Origin of the sequence: Streptomyces sp. NPDC050738 (genome assembly GCF_040654175.1) — a bacterium.
Classification (GTDB): domain Bacteria; phylum Actinomycetota; class Actinomycetes; order Streptomycetales; family Streptomycetaceae; genus Streptomyces.
This window is the reverse complement of sequence record NZ_JBFAHN010000001.1, coordinates 124,524-144,214: the sequence shown is the minus strand read 5'-3', so window position 1 is coordinate 144,214 and position 19,691 is coordinate 124,524. Positions and strand designations below refer to the sequence as shown.

The 19,691-nt window shown below is 70.0% G+C and carries 15 protein-coding genes and 1 tRNA gene; 12 read left to right on the top strand and 4 right to left on the bottom strand.

The window, feature by feature from the left end; all coding sequences use genetic code 11:
- Positions 1–68: 68 nt before the first annotated feature.
- From AB0H78_RS00635 to AB0H78_RS00615, 5 genes are all read left to right on the top strand, one after another.
- Complete coding sequence (locus AB0H78_RS00635; protein WP_363231983.1) at positions 69–1,280, top strand: DNA polymerase III subunit delta'; 1,212 nt, start codon at positions 69–71, stop codon at positions 1,278–1,280.
- A 61-nt stretch (positions 1,281–1,341) separates the two neighbouring features.
- Complete coding sequence (locus AB0H78_RS00630; RefSeq protein WP_363231982.1) at positions 1,342–2,889, top strand: alpha/beta hydrolase; 1,548 nt, start codon at positions 1,342–1,344, stop codon at positions 2,887–2,889.
- Between the two features lie 118 nt (positions 2,890–3,007).
- Positions 3,008–4,483, top strand: a complete 1,476-nt coding sequence (locus tag AB0H78_RS00625; protein WP_363231981.1) for a substrate-binding domain-containing protein — start codon at positions 3,008–3,010, stop codon at positions 4,481–4,483.
- A gap of 128 nt (positions 4,484–4,611) precedes the next feature.
- Positions 4,612–4,685, top strand: a tRNA-Thr gene (locus tag AB0H78_RS00620).
- A 394-nt stretch (positions 4,686–5,079) separates the two neighbouring features.
- A complete protein-coding gene (locus tag AB0H78_RS00615) occupies positions 5,080–5,679 on the top strand; it encodes an SUKH-4 family immunity protein (protein WP_363231980.1) in 600 nt (199 codons plus the stop codon).
- A gap of 194 nt (positions 5,680–5,873) precedes the next feature.
- On the opposite strand, the gene AB0H78_RS00610 is transcribed toward AB0H78_RS00615, so the two are convergent.
- Positions 5,874–6,668, bottom strand: a complete 795-nt coding sequence (locus AB0H78_RS00610; protein WP_363231979.1) for a hypothetical protein — start codon at positions 6,666–6,668, stop codon at positions 5,874–5,876.
- A 649-nt stretch (positions 6,669–7,317) separates the two neighbouring features.
- On the opposite strand from AB0H78_RS00610, the gene AB0H78_RS00605 reads away from it, so the two are divergent.
- Entirely contained in the window at positions 7,318–8,604 is a 1,287-nt protein-coding gene (locus tag AB0H78_RS00605) for a ThuA domain-containing protein (protein WP_363231978.1), read from the top strand.
- Between the two features lie 50 nt (positions 8,605–8,654).
- On the opposite strand, the gene AB0H78_RS00600 is transcribed toward AB0H78_RS00605, so the two are convergent.
- The gene (locus AB0H78_RS00600) at positions 8,655–9,605 is read right to left on the bottom strand and encodes an AraC family transcriptional regulator (protein WP_363231977.1); all 951 of its coding nucleotides are present in this window, start codon (positions 9,603–9,605) and stop codon (positions 8,655–8,657) included.
- 176 nt (positions 9,606–9,781) lie between these two features.
- On the opposite strand from AB0H78_RS00600, the gene AB0H78_RS00595 reads away from it, so the two are divergent.
- The gene (locus AB0H78_RS00595; RefSeq protein WP_363231976.1) at positions 9,782–10,249 is read left to right on the top strand and encodes a DUF6069 family protein; all 468 of its coding nucleotides are present in this window, start codon (positions 9,782–9,784) and stop codon (positions 10,247–10,249) included.
- Positions 10,250–10,260: 11 nt separating this feature from the next.
- Here the strand turns inward: AB0H78_RS00595 and AB0H78_RS00590 are convergent, their stop codons facing one another.
- Positions 10,261–10,725 carry a hypothetical protein gene (locus tag AB0H78_RS00590; RefSeq protein WP_363231975.1) on the bottom strand — a complete coding sequence of 155 codons (465 nt, stop codon included), beginning with the start codon at positions 10,723–10,725 and terminating at the stop codon, positions 10,261–10,263.
- Between the two features lie 190 nt (positions 10,726–10,915).
- Here AB0H78_RS00590 and AB0H78_RS00585 point away from each other — a divergent pair, with 190 nt between their 5' ends.
- Together AB0H78_RS00585 and AB0H78_RS00580 are read left to right on the top strand one after the other, a co-directional pair.
- The gene (locus AB0H78_RS00585; RefSeq protein ID WP_363231974.1) at positions 10,916–12,496 is read left to right on the top strand and encodes a sigma-70 family RNA polymerase sigma factor; all 1,581 of its coding nucleotides are present in this window, start codon (positions 10,916–10,918) and stop codon (positions 12,494–12,496) included.
- Positions 12,497–12,756: 260 nt separating this feature from the next.
- Positions 12,757–15,150 carry a non-reducing end alpha-L-arabinofuranosidase family hydrolase gene (locus AB0H78_RS00580; protein WP_363231973.1) on the top strand — a complete coding sequence of 798 codons (2,394 nt, stop codon included), beginning with the start codon at positions 12,757–12,759 and terminating at the stop codon, positions 15,148–15,150.
- A gap of 62 nt (positions 15,151–15,212) precedes the next feature.
- Here AB0H78_RS00580 and AB0H78_RS00575 read toward each other — a convergent pair whose 3' ends face one another.
- Positions 15,213–16,646, bottom strand: coding sequence for an MFS transporter (locus tag AB0H78_RS00575; protein WP_363231972.1), 1,434 nt, complete (start codon positions 16,644–16,646; stop codon positions 15,213–15,215).
- Between the two features lie 226 nt (positions 16,647–16,872).
- Here AB0H78_RS00575 and AB0H78_RS00570 point away from each other — a divergent pair, with 226 nt between their 5' ends.
- From AB0H78_RS00570 to AB0H78_RS00560, 3 genes are read left to right on the top strand one after another with little or no spacing between them, the layout of a single operon-like run.
- On the top strand, positions 16,873–17,652 hold the full coding sequence (locus AB0H78_RS00570; RefSeq protein WP_363231971.1) for an ABC transporter ATP-binding protein: 780 nt from the start codon (positions 16,873–16,875) through the stop codon (positions 17,650–17,652).
- A 3-nt stretch (positions 17,653–17,655) separates the two neighbouring features.
- Positions 17,656–18,993 carry an FtsX-like permease family protein gene (locus tag AB0H78_RS00565; protein ID WP_363231970.1) on the top strand — a complete coding sequence of 446 codons (1,338 nt, stop codon included), beginning with the start codon at positions 17,656–17,658 and terminating at the stop codon, positions 18,991–18,993.
- Positions 18,994–19,046: 53 nt separating this feature from the next.
- Positions 19,047–19,655 (top strand): TetR/AcrR family transcriptional regulator C-terminal ligand-binding domain-containing protein, encoded by a 609-nt coding sequence (locus AB0H78_RS00560; RefSeq protein WP_363231969.1) that lies wholly within the window; start codon positions 19,047–19,049, stop codon positions 19,653–19,655.
- Positions 19,656–19,691 lie beyond the last annotated feature (36 nt).

Below are 19,691 nucleotides of genomic sequence, written 5' to 3'. Positions count from 1 at the left end.
GTTGTCAGACCTCTGCCTCACAATGGGTCCGTAGCACCGCACAAGCCACCACCAAAGGGGCGACCACCATGGCCGTATGGGACGACCTCGTCGGGCAGGACCGGGTTCAGGCGCAGCTGGCCTCCGCCGCTCGCGATGCCGACGCGCTCGTCACCGCCGCGGCCACCGGCGGCGACGCCCCGGACGTGTCCAAGTCGACGATGACCCACGCCTGGCTCTTCACCGGGCCTCCGGGGTCGGGGCGCTCCACCGCCGCCCGTGCCTTCGCCGCCGCGCTGCAGTGCGTCAGCCCCGACCGCGCGCTGGGCGGCGCCCCTGGCTGCGGTTTCTGCGACGGGTGTCACACCGCCATGGTCGGCAGCCACGCCGATGTGCAGGTGGTCCGCACCGACCTGCTCTCCATCGGTGTGAAGGAGACCCGCGACCTGGTCCGCCGTGCCCAGCTCTCCCCGGCCACCGGCCGCTGGCAGGTCATCGTCCTGGAGGACGCCGACCGCCTCACCGAGGGCGCGGGCAACGTCCTCCTCAAGGCCGTCGAGGAGCCCGCTCCCCGCACGGTCTGGCTGCTCTGCGCGCCCTCGCTGGAGGACGTGCTGCCCACCATCCGCTCACGCTGCCGCCATCTCACCCTCCGTACGCCACCCGTCGAGGCCGTCGCCGACCTCCTCGTGCGCCGTGACGGCATCGACCCGCAGGTGGCGCTGTCCGCATCGCGCGCCACCCAGGGGCACATCGGCAGGGCCCGCCGCCTGGCCACGGACGACCGTACGAAGGCCCGACGCGCCGCCGTGCTCAAGATGCCGCTCCGCATCGACGACATCGGCGGTTGTCTCAAGGCGGCCCAGGAGCTGATCGACGCGGCGAGCGACGACGCCAAGCAGATGGCGGAAGAGGTCGACGGGAAGGAGACCGAGGACCTCAAAGCGGCGCTCGGCGCGGCTGCGGGCGGGCGGATGCCGCGTGGCACCGCAGGGGCGATGAAGGAGCTGGAGGACCGGCAGAAGCGCCGCAAGACCCGTACGCAGCGCGACAGCCTCGACCTCGCGCTGACCGACCTCACCGGCTTCTACCGCGATGTCCTGGCCCTGCAGTTCCGCTCCCGGGTGGCCATCTCCAACGAGGACCTGCGCGACGCCCTCGACCGGATCGCCCGCGCGTCGGGTCCCGAGCGCACCCTGCGCCGCATCGAGGCGATCAGCGCCTGCCGCCGGGCACTGGACAGGAACGTGGCCCCGCTGCTGGCCGTCGAGGCGATGGCCGTGGCCCTGCGCGCGGGTTGACCGTCTCACTCGTACGAGCGCGGGAGCACACCGCCCGTCAGCGGCCGACTACGCTCCGGGGATGGACACCAGGCGCCTGCTCTCCACACTCGCGACCACGCTGGCCACCGCCGGCCTGCTCATTTCGGGCTGTACGTCGGGGAGTTCGGCCCCCAGCGCCTCGGCGTCCTCGACCGCCGCGTCGTCCAAGGCGGCTCCGGCCGCCGCCCTCGCCACGTACTACGCGCAGAAGCTGACCTGGCGCTCCTGCGGGGCGCCCGGTTTCGAGTGCTCGACCATGAAGGCCCCGCTCGACTACGCCAATCGCTCCGCGGGCGACATCAAGCTCGCCGTCTCCCGCAAGAAGGCCACCGGACCCGGCAAGAGGATCGGCTCACTGCTGGTGAATCCGGGCGGCCCCGGCGGTTCCGCGGTCGACTATCTCCAGGGGTACGCGGGGATCGGCTACCCCGCCCAGGTCCGGGCCCGCTACGACATGGTGGCCGTCGACCCGCGCGGTGTGGCCCGCAGCGAGCCCGTCGAATGTCTGACGGGCAAGGAGATGGACGCGTACACCGAGGTCGACCAGACCCCCGACGACGCCGCCGAGACCGCTCGACTCGCCACCGCGTTCAAGGACTTCTCGAAGGGCTGCGAGAAGCGCTCCGCCACCGTCCTGCCCCATGTCTCCACGGTCGAGGCGGCCCGCGACATGGACATCCTCCGGGCCGTTCTCGGCGACGAGAAGCTCAACTACCTCGGCGCTTCCTACGGCACCTTCCTCGGCGCGACCTACGCCGGGCTCTTCCCGAACCGCACAGGGCACCTCGTCCTGGACGGCGCGATGGACCCCTCGCTCTCCGCCGTCGACATGAACCGCGACCAGACGGCCGGCTTCGAGACCGCCTTCCAGTCGTTCGCCGCGGACTGCATCAAGCACAAGGACTGCCCGCTGGGCACCACGTCCGTGGCGGACGCCTCCGCCGACCTGAAGAAGTTCTTCACCACGCTCGACGCGCACCCCGTTTCGACCGGCCAGTCCCGCAAGCTCGGCGAATCGCTCGCCACCACCGGCGTGATCGCCGCGATGTACGACGAGGCCGCCTGGCCCGAGCTGCGCGCCGCCCTCACCCGCGCGATGAACAACGACGGCGCGGGCCTGCTCTCCCTCGCGGACTCCTACTACGAGCGCCAGGAGAACGGCAGTTACTCGAACCTGATGTACGCCAACGCGGCCGTCAACTGCCTCGACTCGCCCCCCGCCTTCACCGGCCCCGACGCCGTCACCCTCGCCCTGCCCTCCTTCGAGAAGGCCTCCCCGGTCTTCGGCGAGGGCTTCGCCTGGGCCTCCCTGAACTGCACGTACTGGCCGACTCCCGCCACCGGAACCCCGCACCGCATCGCGGCCGACGGAGCCGCCCCGATCGTCGTGGTCGGCACGACCCGCGACCCGGCGACCCCGTACAAGTGGGCCAAGTCCCTTGCCTCGCAGCTCTCTTCCGGCACGCTGCTCACGTACGAAGGGGACGGCCACACGGCGTACGGCCGCGGCAGCGACTGCATCGACACGGCGATCAACACCTACCTCCTGGAAGGCGCGGTTCCGGCAGCAGGGAAGACCTGCCGGTAAACGGCGGCCTGCGGGCCCCCGACATTCTCCGGAACTCCCGTGTCCAGGGCCTTCGTTGCCCCTGGTGCGGGAGTTCCCGCGGTTACCGTCAGCCCTCCGGTCCTCGGGGGGATGGCAGATGTCGACGGAACTCACCCAGGCGCTCTGGGCGGTCATCGCGACCGTCCTCGCCTCGGCCTGCACCGGCCTGTGGCAGTACTACCGCCTGCGCCACCGCATCGCGTACCGCATCCAGCTCAACATCCCCATCAGCATCGTCCGTGACGGCCCCGGCGGCGCGGTCCGCCTCCGCCCGCCCGGCACGGGCCCCTCCGACGGATCGCCCGGCGAGTCCGCCAGCCTGGTTCTCCTGCGCATCGAGAACGTCGGCTTCCAGGAGCTGCGCACCGAGGACATCGAGCACGCGCTGTACGTACGCTTCCCCGGCCGCACCCTCATCCACGTCGAGCCGGTCGAGGTCGAGCGCGACGTCCTCCTCGACACCCTGCGCCGGCCGCCCGGCCTGCACGCGACCGGCGAACGCCTGCCGATCCCGCGCTTCGCGATGAAGCGCAAGGACCACTTCAAGCTCCTCATGCTCCTGGACGGTCCGCATGGCAGCGACATCCGCCTCAACGGCCACATAGGCGGCGGCGACATCGTCCGCGGCCACGCCCGCCTGGAGCGCGCCAAGGCCTTCCGCAACTCCGCCCTGCTCCTCACCCTGGGCCTGGGTTTCCTCGCGGGTTACGTGGCCGCCCCGCGCACCTCCTCCCCGGCGTCCGCCGCCGCCTGCCCCTCCGGCCCCCTCACGGTCACCGGCTCCACCGCCTTCGAGCCTGTCCTCGACCGGGCGGTGAGCTCCTACCGCTCCGCCTGCCCCCGCGCCGCGAAGATCAAGGTCGAGCTCGACGGCAGCGCGGCGGGCACCCGGTCGGTCACCTCTTCCGCCCGGATCGCCTTCAGCGACACCCGGCTGCCCGGCGACGAGTCGGGCCTGACCGGCGCCCCGGTGGCGGTCACGGTCTTCCGGGTGGTGGTGAACCGTTCCGCCAAGATCGACAACCTCACCCTCGCCCAGCTCCGCGACCTCTACGCGGGCCGTATCCGGAACTGGTCGGCGCTGGGCGGAGCCGATCTGCCCGTACGCCTGGTGGGCCGCAACGGCGACTCGGGCAGCCGCCAGATCTTCGAGTCCAAGGTCCTCGCCGACCATCCGGAACCCCCGACCAACTCGGGCGACTGCCGTACGGCAGACCGCGGCCTCTCCACCCCCACGATCCGCTGCGAGCGCCCCACCACCGGCGAACTCCTCACCGCCGTCGACACGACCCCCGGAGCCGTGGGCTACGCCGACGCCGGAGCCGCCGCCTCCACCGCGCACGGCAACACCCTCGCCGTCCCCCTGGACCACGTCACCCCGACGCTCGACGCCCTGAAGTCCGGCCGCTACCCGTACTGGTCGGTCGAGTACGCGTACACCCGCGGCCGCCCGCCCGCCGGCTCCCCGGCCGCCGCCTTCCTGGACCACCTGGCGGGCCCGCACGGCGCGGCGGCGATCACCGCGGCAGGCAATTACCCGTGCGATCCGGGAGCCCGGGGCCTCTGCGGCTGACCTGGGGCGGAGGCGGTCCGGAGGCGATCGGGAGGTGATCCAGCGGTGATCCGGGGGTGGTCCGGAGCACGGTGCTAAACCCTGTAGACTTGGCTCCGCTGCTGACCGCACCATGGGTCGTACAGCATGCCGCCTTAGCTCAGCTGGCCAGAGCAACGCACTCGTAATGCGTAGGTCTCGGGTTCGAATCCCGAAGGCGGCCCGGATCAGCCCCAGGACTCACTCGCCGTGACCTGGGGCTTTTTCATGCCGGAACGTGGCGAGGCCGGAACGCGATGATCTTCGCATCCTCGTGTGCGGGTGCTGCCCCGCGATGACGCGGACGAGTGCATGCGCGGCGTGCGGCGCGGAACGATGGCGGCCGTCGCCTCGGCGGCATTGCGAGCAGCCTTCGGTCGGTTCCCGAACACCTTTCAATATGGGCAATCCACATTGTGGTCTTGACGCGCAAGGGGAACAAAGGTGTCGCACGGCTTCGAATGTGGAGACGAGGGCTCTGGGGTGTGCGGAAATGCTGCCATGAAAGACTACTTGGCCCGGCTCAAGGCAGCCCGATAGGATTCCGGCAGTTTTCCCTCCCATAAGGATCTGCGCGCATGACCGACCCGCTGACCCGAGCCATGCTGGACACCGCGTTCGAACCGCACGAACTGCTCACCCCGCCGGTCGACATCCTCGGACCCGCGACAGACCCGGACGCCAAGGAAGTACTGCACACGCTGGGCATCCCGTCCTGGGACAATCCATGGTTCGACGTGGACGACGAGATCGGCCGGCGACTCGAACCGGTCTCGGAGTGGGACTACGAGCTCTCCGACGTCTACCAGGACGTTCCCGAGGGGGCGGAGAACTGGGTCGCCCTGGGAATGGTCCCGTACGACGACATCGCATTCGATCCGGCCACGGGAAAGGTCTACTGCCTGCCCCAGGACGCCGAAATCTATCTGCTCAACAGCTCACTGCGGAGCTTTGTGTATTTCCTTTATCTCCTCAAGGTCGACTGCCCCCGCATGGACTCCGGGGACGACCAGAGCGAATGGGCCGGATATACGGCGGCCGAGCACGAGGAAATCAGGCTCCACATTTGCGAGAAAATGAGCGCCGTCGACCCGGTGGCTCTGGAGAATCCGAAATCCCTGTGGTTCGGTATCCTCACCTACATCGTGGACCCGGAAGCTCACTTTGGTCGAGGCTGAGCCGATCTGGCGCAGCACGCGGCGCACCTGAGCGCTCGTGTCGTGTACGAGCACGGCATACGCCGAAGGTGTGCTCACCGGCGAGCAACAGACCGCGGTCGGCGGCCCGGAGGATCGCCTCGGATACCGCGCCACTCGCCGTGGACTGGGGCTTTCGCGTGTTTCGGTGTGGCGCAACAGGCCCGGCGCGGTGCTCAGTTCGAGCGCTGCAGGGCGGGCAGGTCCGCGCACAGCGCGGACGGGAAAGCGGGCTCGCTGCGGTGTACGTCGGTGCAGCCGGCCGCCGTACCGCGGGCGATGGGCTTCCAGCCCGACTTCTCGGCCCGGAAGAACCACCGGTCGCCGAGGCTCGCCCCGCAGCCCGGTGTCTCGCCCTCGGAGCAGGCCGGGCCCATGCGGGAGGAGACGTCGAACACCAGCCACTTCCCGTCGCATTGCTCCTCGCCGCGGGAGGTGTGGTTGGGCACGTCGAGTGCCGCCACCGCCTGGTCGTAGGAGGCGGGGGTGCAGCCGGTGGGCGCCGGGTGGCAGCCGAGGTCGCCGCACAGGCGCAGGTCGGGCAGGTCGGCGTCGTCCGCGGTGAACGTCGTGTCGTTGTCCACGGACAGTTCGCGGTGGCCGAGCGCGGACGGCAGGCGGACCTGCGCCGTGCCGGTCGCGGTCTTCGAGCAGTCGGCGTGCGGGTCGCCGGTCAGGCCCGAGAAGGTGACCTGCACCCACACGGTGCGCTCCGACGTGGAGGTCACGACAGCCTTCAGGCCGCGCGCGCAGGTCTTCCCCTTGCCGGGCACCTCTGCGACGACGCTGAGCGCGCGCCCTCCGTCGGAGAGTTGGGCGGCGGTGACGCGGAACGGCGCGAACGTCTGCCAGTGCGGTGTTTCCGCCGTGGTCGGCGCATCGGCCCCGATCCGCTGGGTCCCGCAGGCGCCGAGCAGCAGCATGGCGACGGCGCTCAGCAGGACGGCGGCCGGCGATCTCCTGGACTGCATGCGTTCCGTACCCCCCCATGAAAACGGTCGACCCGGGCGACTATAGAGCGCCGCGTACAAGGGGCACGGGGGCGAGGGGGGCGGGGGGCGTGGGACCCCACCGCCGGCCACCGATCACATCGGATGGTGTGGAGCGTCGCGCCCCAGGCGCCCATGGACTCCCCTTCGACCGGGGAAATCGAGGATGGGGAGCGCCGCCCTCGTCGCACGCGGTGGGAGGGTCGAGTCCCTGTGCGGGCATCCGCGGCTGATCGAAGCCATGACGGGCGCCGTGGTGCGGAGTGGCCCTGCGGGAAGGTGGCTTCCAGGGATGGCAGTTACGAGGTCACGCACATCCCGACGTCCGTAGCGGCCGTGCATCCCGACGGAACGTTCCTGGCCGTCGCTCAGCCGGGAAGAGTCGCACTCATCGACCGTCTCTGACGGGCCATCCTTTCAACTCCTGTAGAGAATGAGGGATTTGGGGTGTACGTGCGCGGGACTGCCCTGTTGAGCTGAACGCACAGGTCAGGGCAAGTGGCGTCTTGTTTCCGAGAGTTGACGCTTTATCTGCCAGGAAAGTTTCCTGTCAAAAATCTTGACGACATGTCGTGTACACGCGCAGACTCCACAGCTCCGTACCCCAGCTGGACCAGAGAGGGGCACATCCATGATCAGACCACTGCCCGGGGCGGCAGCCGCAGCGCCCGGACACCCGTTACGGGCGATGCTCGTACGGCTGCTCGTCGTCGTTGCCGTCGTCGCCGCCGCGCTGGGGGTGCAGACCGCTCCTCCCGCGCACTCCGCGGAGGCGGCGGTCACCCCGTACAAAGTGCTCGCCTTCTACGACGGGACCTACGACGCCGCGCACATCAGCTTCGACCATGAGGCCAACGTCTGGTTCCCGCAGCAGGGGGCCACCCATGGGTTCACATACACCGCCACCACCGACTGGAATCAGCTCAACAGCGCGAATCTCGCGAAGTACCAGGTGGTGATGTTCCTCGACAACTACCCGCAGACCGCCTCCCAGCGCTCGGCGTTCCAGACGTATGTGCAGAACGGCGGGGGCTTCGTCGGGTTCCACGTCTCGGCCTTCAATACGGACACCAGCGACTGGCCCTGGTACCACAACACGTTTCTCGGGACGGGAACCTTCCAGAGCAACACCTGGGGTCCCACTCAGGAGACCCTGCGGATCGAGGACAGCAGTCATCCGGCCGCCGCCGGGCTTCCTGGTGCCATCACCTCGTCGGTCAGCGAGTGGTACAGCTGGCAGAAGGATCTGCGGACCAACCCCGCCATCGACATCCTGGCCTCGATGGACCCCTCGACCTTTCCCATCGGCACCGACCCGAACCAGACCTGGTACAGCGGCTACTACCCGATCGTCTGGTCCAACCGCGACTACCGCATGGTCTACAACAACTTCGGCCACAACGCGATGAACTACTCGACGAACACCGCCCTCTCGTCGACCTTCGCCAGCGCCCAGCAGAACCAGCTCCTGCTCCAGGAGATCGCGTGGGCGGCAGGTCGGTCCGGGCCCGTCGACCCGCCGCCCGGCGGCGGTGCGACCGGTCGGATCACCGGGTACGGCGGAAAGTGCGTGGATGTCGCGGGGGCGAGCTCCGCGAACGGGACTGCCGTGCAGCTGTACGACTGCAACGGGAGCGGTGCCCAGCAGTGGACGGTGGGTGCCGACGGGACCCTGAAGGCTCTGGGGAAGTGCCTGGACGTGACCTCGGCCGGAACCGCGAACGGTACGAAGGTGCAGCTCTACGACTGCAACGGGTCGGGCGCGCAGGGCTGGCAGGCCCGGACCGGCGGGGGGTTGGTCAACGCCGCCTCGGGCAAGTGCCTGGACGCGACCGGCAACAGTTCCGCCAACGGCACCCGGCTGCAGATCTGGACCTGCGCCGACAGCACCAACCAGCACTGGATCCTGCCCAGTTGAGACAGGTGGATCACGGATGCCGTCCGGTCGGCGTAGGCGAGGCCCCCTCCCTACGCCGCCTTGCGGTAACGCCCCGGTGAGGTCCCGTACTCCCGCTTGAAGGCCGTCGCGAACGAGAACTCCGAGCCGTAGCCCACCTTTTCGGCCACCGCGCTGATCGGCTCCTGGGTGCCGCGCAGTGCACGGGCCGCCGTCGTCATCCGCCACCAGGTGACGTACGCCAGAGGGGTGCTCCCCACCTGGGAGGTGAACCGGCGGGCGAACGTGGCCCGTGAACTGCCGGCCTCCGCGCCCAGATTCTCCACCGTCCAGGGATGGCCGGGATCGCGGTGGATCGCGTGCAGGGCGGCGCTCACCACGGGGTCCTTGAGCGCGGCGGCCCAGTCGGCACGGCCGCTGTTGACGGGCTCTTGGCCCACCTCGCCGTCGAAATAGGCGCGCAGGATGTACAGCAGCAGGGTGTCGAGGAGCGCCGGCACCACCGCGTCCGCGCCCAGCCGGGGCCGCTCCAGCTCGCGGGCGAGCAGCTCCACGGCGCCGCGGATCTCGGGATGGTGGCCGAGCCTGGCCGGGAGATGGAGGTGGTTCGGGAGCCCGGCGAGCAGGGGGTGCGCCCGCTCCTGGGAGAGCTGGTACGAACCGCAGAGTGTGACCGCGTCGGGTGCCTGCTCGTGGGGGAGGCCGCCGTCGGGCGCCGCGTACCGCTGCTCGTAACGGGAGTCGTCCGGGGGCTCGCAGGACGGTTCCGCGAGCGGCGTCGTGGGCTGGTCGGCGAGTCCGTATCCCTTCCCGTACGGCAGGAACACGACGTCGCCGACTCCCAGTGCGATGGGCTGGGCGCCGTCCGGTGGGATCAGCCAGCAGGTGCCCTGCAGTACGACCTGGAAACCGGCCCCCGGACCCTCGGCGAACCGCTGTCCCCAGGGCGACTTCCACTGGACGCGGGCCGAACGGGGCTCGCCCGTACGCATGGTGGCGATCACGTCGCTGAGTACGTCCATGCGTCCACCGTACGGGAATTCAGGCCGAGTGAGACGATCGCGAAGAAAATAGAGACCCAGGAACATTGGCCGTCTCACAGGCGGGTCATACGGTCATGTCAGACGAGGGCCGAGGCAGTTGGTGTCCTCGTGTCCTCGTGTCCTCGTGTTCACGTCCCTCACCTCAGGAGACCGTTATGACTGCCGAGATCACGCCCACCACATCCGCGGCCCCCGTTTCCGTATCCGTACGGCGTCTCCGCAGCCTCGCGGTCGGCGCCGCAGTGCTCACCGCCCCGGCCCTCTGGGCGATCGCCCGGGCGGCCGGGGCCGATCTGGTCGTCCCGCAGGGGGATGGCAAGGACTCCATGACGGTCGGCCCTGCGGCCGTGATCGCCACCGCCCTCGGAGTCTCCCTGCTGGGCTGGGGGGCCTTGGCCCAGCTGGAGCGCCGGACGACGCCGTCCCGGGCGCTGCGCGTATGGACCTGGACCGCAGTGACCGTGCTGCTGCTGTCGCTGCTGCCCGTACTGACCTCGGAGGCGGGCGCGGCCGCGAAGACGGTGCTTCCCGCGTTGCACCTCGCGGTGGCGGCGGTGCTGATTCCGCTCATGCGGCGCAGCGCGAGTGCAGACGGGACGACGACCAGTGCGCTCGTTCGGTAACCGGTCGCCGGTCAGAGGTGCAAGCGGTAGAAGCGCCGGCCCTCGGGGTCGTCGTACGGCTGCGCGCCCAGGCCGGCCGCGATCCCTTCCGCGAAGCCGGGTTCCGCGGGATTCCAGCGCAGTTGCGCGTAGCCCGCCTCCCTGGCCCGGTCCGCCGCCTCGGCGGCGAGGGCGGTGAGAGCCTCGATCTCCGCGGGGGTTCCCGGGTGCTGGGTGTTGCGGCCGCCGGTGATCCGTTCGCGTTCGCGCTCGGTCATCAGCCACTGGAGCGCCGCCGTGCCGCCGCCCGCCTCTTCGGCGAAGTACACCACCCAGCCCACCAGCGCGCCGTCCCGGCGTCCGGCGACGATGCCGTACGGCGGTCGCCAGTGCTCCCCGTCGCCGCCCAGCTCGGGCATCGGGACGGGGAGCCCGGCGTACAGCTCGCGGTAGAGGGCATCCTCGGATTCCGCTGTGACCTGCTCCAGTGCGAGCACCGTGCCTCCTGTGACAGCCCCCACTGTCACCATCGGCCGTGCGCACCCGCGTCGCAACTCTGCGACCCCGGGCTGACCCTCGTCATGCGGAGCCGGTCCTGCCGTGTACCTGCCTTTGGCGCAGAGGATACGGTTGCCGCCACCAAATTTGGCGGCGTACGGGGTGGATCGTTCCCCTGAGGGAGTGGGAATGAGGCTCACGGAGGTGGATCACACCGGGCTGGTTGTCATGGCGCAGGCAGGTGACGACCAGGCCCGCGAGGAACTGGTCGCCGCGTACCTGCCGTTGCTCTACAACATCGTCGGGCGGGCACTGAGCGGACATGCCGACGTCGACGACGTCGTCCAGGAGACCCTGCTGCGCGTGGTGCGCGACCTGCCCGACCTGCGTGCCCCGGAGAGCTTCCGGTCCTGGCTGGTGTCGATCGCGCTCCGCCAGATCAGTACGCACAGGGACCGGCAGCGCACTTTCGCCCGCCGGACCGCGGTCATCGACGAGGCACGCCAGATACCGGACACCGGCGGCGCACCCGAGGACCTGACGATCCTGCGTCTGCACATGTCGGACGAGCGCCGCCAGGTCGTCGAAGCGGGCCGCTGGCTCGACCCGGATCATCGGGCGCTGCTGTCGCTGTGGTGGCAGGAAGGCGCGGGCTCGCTGAGCCGTGAGGACCTCGCCGCCGCGACGGGTCTCACGGTCGCCCACGTCGGTGTGAGCCTCCAACGCATGCGCGAGCAGCTGGAGTTGAGCCGTACGATCGTCGGCGCGCTGGACGCCGATCCGCGCTGTCCGCAGCTGGAGGAGACCGTCGCCGGCTGGGACGGCCTCCGTACGTCGGTGTGGCGCAAGCGGATCGCGCGGCACACCCGCACATGCCCGGTCTGCGCGGCGACGACGGCGGAACGGGTCCCGGCCGAACGCCTGCTCCTCGGCCTCGCGCCGCTGGCCGTCCCGGCCGGGCTCGTCGCCGCGCTGGTCGCCAAGGGCTTGCTGTCCGGTACGGCCGCGAGCGCAGCGGGGCTGGCCGCGGCGCCCGTCGCCGCCGCGGCGACTGCTACCGCGACCGCGACTGCAACCGCGACCGCGACCGCGACGGGGGGAGGCGGTCTGCACGGCCTGCTGTTCGGCAAGCTCTCCGTGGTGACCGCTCATCCGCTGGTGAGCCTGGCCGCCGGCACGGTGCTCGTCGCCGGGACGGTCACCTACGCCGCCTGGCCCGAACCGGCGCACCGCGCGCCCGGCGTCACCGCCGCTCCCACCGCCGCCGCACCCACGTCCGCCGCCCCCACGTCCGGCCATCAGGCGCCGGCCCCGTCGCGCACCCCTACGTCGCCCGCGTCGTCCCCGGTGAGTCCGTCCCATGTCGCAGGCCTGGTTCCGCTGGGCGCACAGTCGCTGGAGTCCGTGGACGAACCCGCCCTGTACCTCGCGTACGCCGGCGACTTCGCGACGCTCGGCCCGCAGGTCACCTTCTCGGCCGTCCGGGGGCTGGCCGACGCACGCTGCGTCACCTTCCGCGCCGCCGACGGCCGCTATCTGCGCCATCGCGATCTGAGGCTGCGGCTGAGCGCCGAGGACGGCAGCCGACTGTTCCGGGAAGACGCCACTTTCTGCCCGAGCCCCGGGGCGACCGCGGGCTCGGTGACCCTGCACGCGCACAACTATCCCGGTTCGGTCCTGCGCCACCGCGACGGCGGGATCTGGCTCGACGGGTCCGACGGCACCCGGGCCTTCGCCGGTCAGGCTTCCTTCATCACGCGCAAGAAGTAGCGAGGACCGGACCGCAGGGGTCGGCATAACGCTTTTTGCCTGCGAGATGCATCACGGGGCAATCGTCCGGGTGGCGCGGCTTTTCTGTTACGAGAATGCGAACGCGGAGGCCTCCCTTGTGTGGGGCGCTTTCCCCGCCGATCACCATGGCGTGTCGGCGCGGCAGGTTCCCCGCTTCCCCCAAGGACGAATCCCCTGAAGAAAGCCGCTCCCATGTCGCATCACACCCCCAGAGTGACCCGCGGTCCGCGAGGACAGTCATGAAGGGCCTGCACCGGCTCGGCCGGCGCCGCCGGACAGCGGCGATAGGCATCTCGGCCGCGGCGCTCGTGGCCGGTGTCGTGACGCTGCTCCCGAGCTCCGCGGACGCCGCGAGCCTGGGTACGCAAGCGAGCCCCTCGGGCCGGTACTTCGGCACCGCCGTGGCCGGTGGAAGGCTCGGCGACTCGACGTACGCCACGATCGCCGACCGTGAGTTCAACATGGTCACCCCGGAGAACGAGATGAAGTGGGACGCGATCGAACCGTCCCGAGGCAACTTCAATTTCGGACCCGCCGACACGATCGTCAGCCATGCCCTGGCACACGGCCAGCGCATGCGCGGGCACACCACGGTCTGGCACTCCCAACTGCCGTCCTGGGTCAGCTCCATCGGCGACGCGAGCACGCTGCGCAGCGTGATGAACAACCACATCACCACCGAGATGAACCACTTCAAGGGCAAGATCTACGCCTGGGACGTGGTCAACGAGGCCTTCGACGACGGAGGCAGCGGTCAGCTCCGCAGCTCGGTGTTCCAGAAGGTGCTGGGCAACGGCTTCATCGAGGAGGCGTTCCGTACCGCACGTACGGCCGACTCCTCGGCCAAGCTCTGCTACAACGACTACAACATCGAGAACTGGTCGGACGCCAAGACCCAGGGCGTCTACAAGATGGTGAAGGACTTCAAGTCCCGCGGCGTGCCCATCGACTGCGTCGGCTTCCAGTCCCACTTCGGGGCCGGCGGCCCGCCCGCGAGCTTCCAGACCACCCTGTCGAACTTCGCCGCCCTCGGCGTCGATGTCCAGCTCACCGAGCTGGACATCGCCCAGGCCTCGCCCACCCAGTACGCCAATGCGGTCAACGCCTGTCTTTCCGTGGCCCGTTGCACCGGCATCACGGTATGGGGCGTCAGGGACAGTGACTCCTGGCGCAGCAGCGAGAGCCCCCTGCTGTTCGACAACAACGGCAAGCCCAAGCCCGCGTACACCGCCGTCATGAACGCCCTCCAGTCCGCCCCCGGCACGACCCCCACCCCGGGGTCGACCGGCGGGACCGGGACCGGGACCGGTTCCGGAGAGATCAAGGGGGTCGCCTCCGGCCGTTGCCTCGACACCACCGGCGCCGGCACCGCCAACGGCACCCAGGCGCAGCTGGCGGACTGCAACGGCAAGGCCACGCAGAGCTGGACCCACACCTCCGGCAAGCAGCTGATGATCCAGGGCAACAAGTGCCTGGACGCCAAGGCCAAGGGCACCACCAACGGCACACAGGTGGTCGTCTGGGACTGCAACGGCGGCACCAACCAGCAGTGGAACGTCAACACCAACGGCACGATCTCCGGCGTCCAGTCCGGCCTGTGCCTCGACGCCGTCGGCGCGGCCACCACCAGCGGAACCAAGATCCAGCTGTATACCTGTGTGGCCGCCGGCAACCAGAAGTGGACCGGACCGTCCGGGACTTCGACCCCTGCGCCGACGGGCAGCACCTGTGCCCTTCCGTCGACGTACCGGTGGACATCGACGGGTGCGCTGGCCCAGCCGGCGAACGGCGGGACCGCGCTGAAGGACTTCACCACCGTGACGTACAACGGCAAGCACCTGGTCTACGCGTCGAAGGTGGCGGGATCGTCGTACGGCTCGATGGCGTTCACCCCCTTCACCAACTGGTCGGACATGGCGTCTGCCGGTCAGACGGCGATGAGCCAGTCCACGGTGGCACCCACGCTGTTCTACTTCGCGCCCAAGAAGATCTGGGTCCTGACGTATCAGTGGGGCGCGTGGCCCTTCATCTACCGCACGTCCAGCGACCCCACCAATGCCAACGGCTGGTCCGCGCCGCAGCCGCTGTTCACCGGCAGCGTCGCGGACGCAGGGAACGGTCCGATCGACCAGACCCTGATCGGTGACGACCAGAACATGTACCTGTTCTTCGCCGGTGACAACGGCAAGATCTACCGGGCGAGCATGCCGATCGGGAACTTCCCCGGAAACTTCGGCTCGTCGTACACGACGGTCATGAGCGACACGGTGAAGAACCTGTTCGAGGCGCCGCAGGTCTACAAGGTCAAGGACAAGAACCAGTACCTGATGATCGTCGAGGCCAGGGGCGCCAGTGAGCAGCGGTACTTCCGCTCGTTCACGGCCACCAGCCTGAACGGTTCGTGGACCCCGCAGGCCGCCAGCGAGAGCAATCCCTTCGCGGGCAAGGCCAACAGCGGTGCCACCTGGACCAACGACATCAGCCACGGCGACCTGGTCCGTAACAACCCTGACCAGACGATGACCATCGACCCCTGCAACCTGCAGCTCCTCTACCAGGGCAAGTCCCCCACGGCGAGCGGTCCTTACGACCAGCTGCCGTACCGCCCGGGTGTCCTCACCCTGCAGCACTGACCTGAACCGCGACGTCACCCCGACCACGCTCGTGGCCGGGGTGACGTCGTCTCTCCACCTGCTCAACGCGCTCGCCGGGGCGCCAGGAAGAGAGCCGCGAGCACCGCCCCTGCCAGTACGAGTGCGGAGTTGACCAGGATCGCGACGCCCACTCCGGACAGGACCGCGTCGGGGCCGGAAGCCGTGCCCATCCGGGCGGTGGCGATCGCGCTCATCACCGGGATGCCGAGCGTGATGCCGACCTGCTGGGTCATGGTCGCGAGTCCGGTGGCCAGGCCCTGCTCCTCGTCGGGGAGGCCGGAGGTCGCGGTGACCATGAAGCCGACGATCATCAGCATGTTGCCGATGCCGCCGACGAAGGTCGCGGCGAGCAGCAGCCAGATCCAGCCGCCCGCGGTGCCCAGCGCGAGGAGTGCGGCGGTGGCGGCGGCCTGGATCAGGGCGCCGGACACGATGGTCGTACGGTTGCCGAAGCGGCCCACCGCCCGGCCGCCGAGCGTGCCGCCGATGACGGTGCCCAGGCCCAGGACGCCGAAGGCGAGGCCGGTGGCGAGCGGTGAGTAGCCGAGGACTTCCTGCAGGTAGAGGGTGAGCAGGAAGACCAGGGACGTCTCCGTGACGAAGGCGATCAGGCCGGTGACGTTGCCCCAGATGACGCTGCGGCGCTTGAGGATGCGGACCGGCACGAGGGGCGCGGTCGCACGCTTCTCCACGAACCAGAATCCGACGAGCAGGGCCAGTCCCGCGAGGAGCGCGGTCAGGGTGGTGGGGGTGGTCCAGCCGGTCTCGCCCGCCTGGGTCAGTCCGTAGACCAGGAGCAGCAGGCCGCCGGTGACGGTCGCGGCGCCGGGTACGTCGAGCCTGGGGCGCACGGCGGGGCGCGAGTCGGTGATCAGGGACGGGGCGAGGGCGACGACCAGGGCGGCCACGGGCACGTTGATGAAGAAGGCCCAGCGCCAGGAGAGCAGGTCGGTGAGGAGGCCGCCGAGGATCGCGCCGGCGGTGAATCCGGCGGACATCAGGGCCCCGTTGAGCCCCAACGCCCTTTCCCGCAGGGGGCCTTCGCGGAAGGCGGTCGTGAGGAGCGCGAGTCCGGCGGGGGTGACCGCAGCCGTCGCCAGGCCCTGCAACACCCGTGCGGTGAGCAGGACTTCGGGCGTGGTGGCGAGTCCGCCGAGCGCGGAGGACAGGCCGAGGACGACCATGCCGCCGATGAACAGGCGCTTGCGGCCGATCAGGTCGGCCACGCGGCCGAAGAGGAGGGTGAATCCGGCGGCGGCGAGGGCGAATGCGGTGGCGATCCACTGGAGGTGGGAGAGGGAGAAGCCGAGGCCTTCGCCGACGACGGGGAGTGCCACGTTCAGGATCGAGAAATCCACGGCGATCATGAACTGGGCACCCAAGAGGAGCGTCAGGACGAGCTTTTGACGACCCGTCATGGATGACGGACTCGGCTCCGCGAGGGGCTGCGGGCGGGTCTGGGCAGGAGCGGACATGGCGTGGCCTCCTGAGGCGAGTGCATTAACGGATCTGTGGTGCCGTTAAGCAAGCTCACCGTAACAGGGTCGGCGCTCTAATGGAACCGTGGATCCATTTAGGAAGAGGTGGGGTGCTGTCAGGTACACCCCTGACCTGGTGTGTACGGCCATCGTGGCGATCGCCCCCGCTCCGTAGCGTCGATGACGACAGCACAGCCCACGTGCCACAGGGGAGTTGACGAAGATGTTCGGCCACAAGAACCAGGCGCAGACCAGCAGGGCCGCCGAGGCCCTGCGCCTCGTATCGGTCACCAAGAGCTACGGAACCGGCGACAGCGCCGTCACCGCCCTCGACGGCGTGACCCTCAGCCTCCGTGCCGGGACCTTCACCGCCGTGATGGGCCCCTCCGGCTCCGGCAAGTCGACGCTCCTGCAGTGCGCGGCCGGCCTCGACCGGCCCGACGAGGGCATCGTGATGGTGGACGGCGCGGAGATGACGGGCGGCAGCGAGGCCGAACTGACCCGCTTCAGGAGGCGGCGGATCGGCTTCGTCTTCCAGCAGTACAACCTGCTCCCGACGCTCACCGTCGCCCAGAACACCACCCTCCCGCTGAAGCTCGCGGGCCGCCGCATCGACCGCGAGCGGGCCCGGCAGATCCTCACCCAGGTCGGCCTCGGCGAGCGCCTCGGACACCTCCCCGACCAGCTTTCCGGCGGTCAGCGCCAGCGCGTGGCCATCGCCCGCGCCCTGGTCACCGAGCCCGCCGTAGTCTTCGCGGACGAGCCGACCGGGGCGCTGGACACCCGCAGCGCACGCGACGTACTGCGGCTGCTCCAGGACGCGGTACGCACCCACGGGCGGACCGTGGTGATGGTGACCCACGACCCGGTGGCCGCCTCGTACGCCGACTCCGTGCTCTTCCTCGCGGACGGCCGGCTGGCCGGCGAGCTGCGCAACCCGACCGTGGACGCGGTGGCCGAGCGCCTCGCGCACCTGGGCGACGACACGTTCGCGGGGGTGTGAGCCATGTTCACTCTCGCCATGCGCTCGATCCGGATGCGTCCGGGCCGCTTCGTCGCCACCCTGCTGTCCGCCTTCCTGGGGGCCGCGATCATCATGACGTTCAACTCGATGCACGACACGGCGGGCGCTCCCGGCGTCGACTCCGTCAGCTCGGATTCGCTCTCCACGTCGGCGTACGTCGTCGGCGGATACGGCTCGCTGCTCGTCTTCTTCGCGATCGCCTCGACCCTGACGGTCGCGGTCCGCCAGCGCCGCTCGGAGATCGAGCTGCTGCGCTCGACCGGAGCAACTCCCGCGCAGATCAAGCGGATGGTGATCGGCGAGGCGGCCGCGGTGGGCGTCGTCGGCGCGCTGCTGGCGATCGGCCCGGCGATGCTCGCGGGCCATGCGCTCCTGGGGATGTTCCAGGACAGCGGCCAGGTGGCGGACAGCGTGGACTACACCTTCGGCACGATTGCGCTCTCCTCGGGAGTCTCGATCGCGCTGCTCGCCTCGGTGGGCGCGGCGCTCCTGGCGGTACGGCGGGCGACGCGGGCCGCCGCCGGAAAGCGTATAACCCCGGGCAGGGGACGGAAGTTCGCGGGTTACGGAGCGCTCGCGCTCGGCGCCGCCGCGATCCTGACCACCTTCACGATGGACTCCACCGACCAGATGGCCATGGCCCCCGCCGCGTACGGCTCGATCCTCCTCGCGGTCGGCTTCGCCGTCTTCGCGCCGACGCTGCTGCGCGCGACCCTGGGCGTACTGGAGCGGCCGATGACCGCGCTCGCCGGAGCGAGCGGCTATCTGGCGGCGGTCAACCTCCGCCGCAAAGCAGGGGAGTTGTCCGGAATCCTGATGCCGCTGATCCTCTTCATCGGAATGGCGACGGCGACGCTCTACATGCAGGCGGTCGAGAGCGACGCGATCAAGGCGTCGGGCCTGAAGAAGTCGGTGGAGGACAAGAACCTGGAGACGCTGAACCTCGTGGTCGTGGGGATCATCGTGGTCTTCGCCTGCATCATGCTGATCAACAGCCTTTACGCGGCGACGAGTTACCGCGCGAGCGAGTTCGGCCGGCAGCGGCTGGCCGGGGCGACACCCGGGCAGGTGCTGGGAATGGTGGGCTGCGAGAGCCTGGTCCTGACGGTGACCGGCGTCCTCTTCGGCACCCTCTCGGGCCTCGCGGGGATCGTGGCCTTCACCTCGGTACGTACGGACGAGATGATCCCCGACCAGGGCCTCGGGATCTGGCTGGCCGTGGTCGCGATCGGCGCGGCGGCGACCCTGGTGACCAGCCTGCGGACGGCGCGGCGGGTGCTGCGGGCCCCGGCGGTGGAGGCGGTCGAGCTCGCTGCCTGACACCAGACTGCGCTTTAATGGTCCTACTGTCCCGTTAGAACTGGAGGTGCGTCATGGAACCGACGACCGTGGAGCCCGGCACGGTCCGCCCCGGCGGACGCACCGCACGAGTCCGGGCCTCCGTACTGCAGGCGACAGGCGACGCGATCGCCGAGCACGGCCTGATCGGCCTGGACCTCGCGGACGTGGCGGCCCGCGCGGAGGTGGGCAAGACCACCGTCTACCGCCGCTGGTCCTCGACGTACGGACTGATCGCGGACCTCATCGCCTCGATGGCGGAGGACTCCTCGCCGCGTACGGAGACGGGCTCCCTGGAGGGCGACCTCAAGGCCAACGCCCGCCTGGTCGCCAAGACCCTCGCCGACCCGCGCCAGGGCCCGATCTTCAAGGCGGTCATCGCGGCGGCAACGTGCGACGACCGCACGGCGGAGGCGCTGCGCCGCTTCTACGAGGTACGGATCGCGGAATGGGCCCCGTGCGTGACGCAGGCGATCACCCGAGGCGACCTCCCGCCCGGCACGGACGCCCGCGAGGTGATCGCGGCGGTCTCGGCCCCGCTCTACTACCGCCTCCTCGCCAGCGGCCTCCCGCTCGACACCGCGACGGCGGACCGGGCGGCGGAGGCGGCGGTGGCGGGGGCGCGGGCGGGGGTCTACGCGTAGAGCTGCTTAGGGGCCCGGGGCGGTGAATCCGTCTCG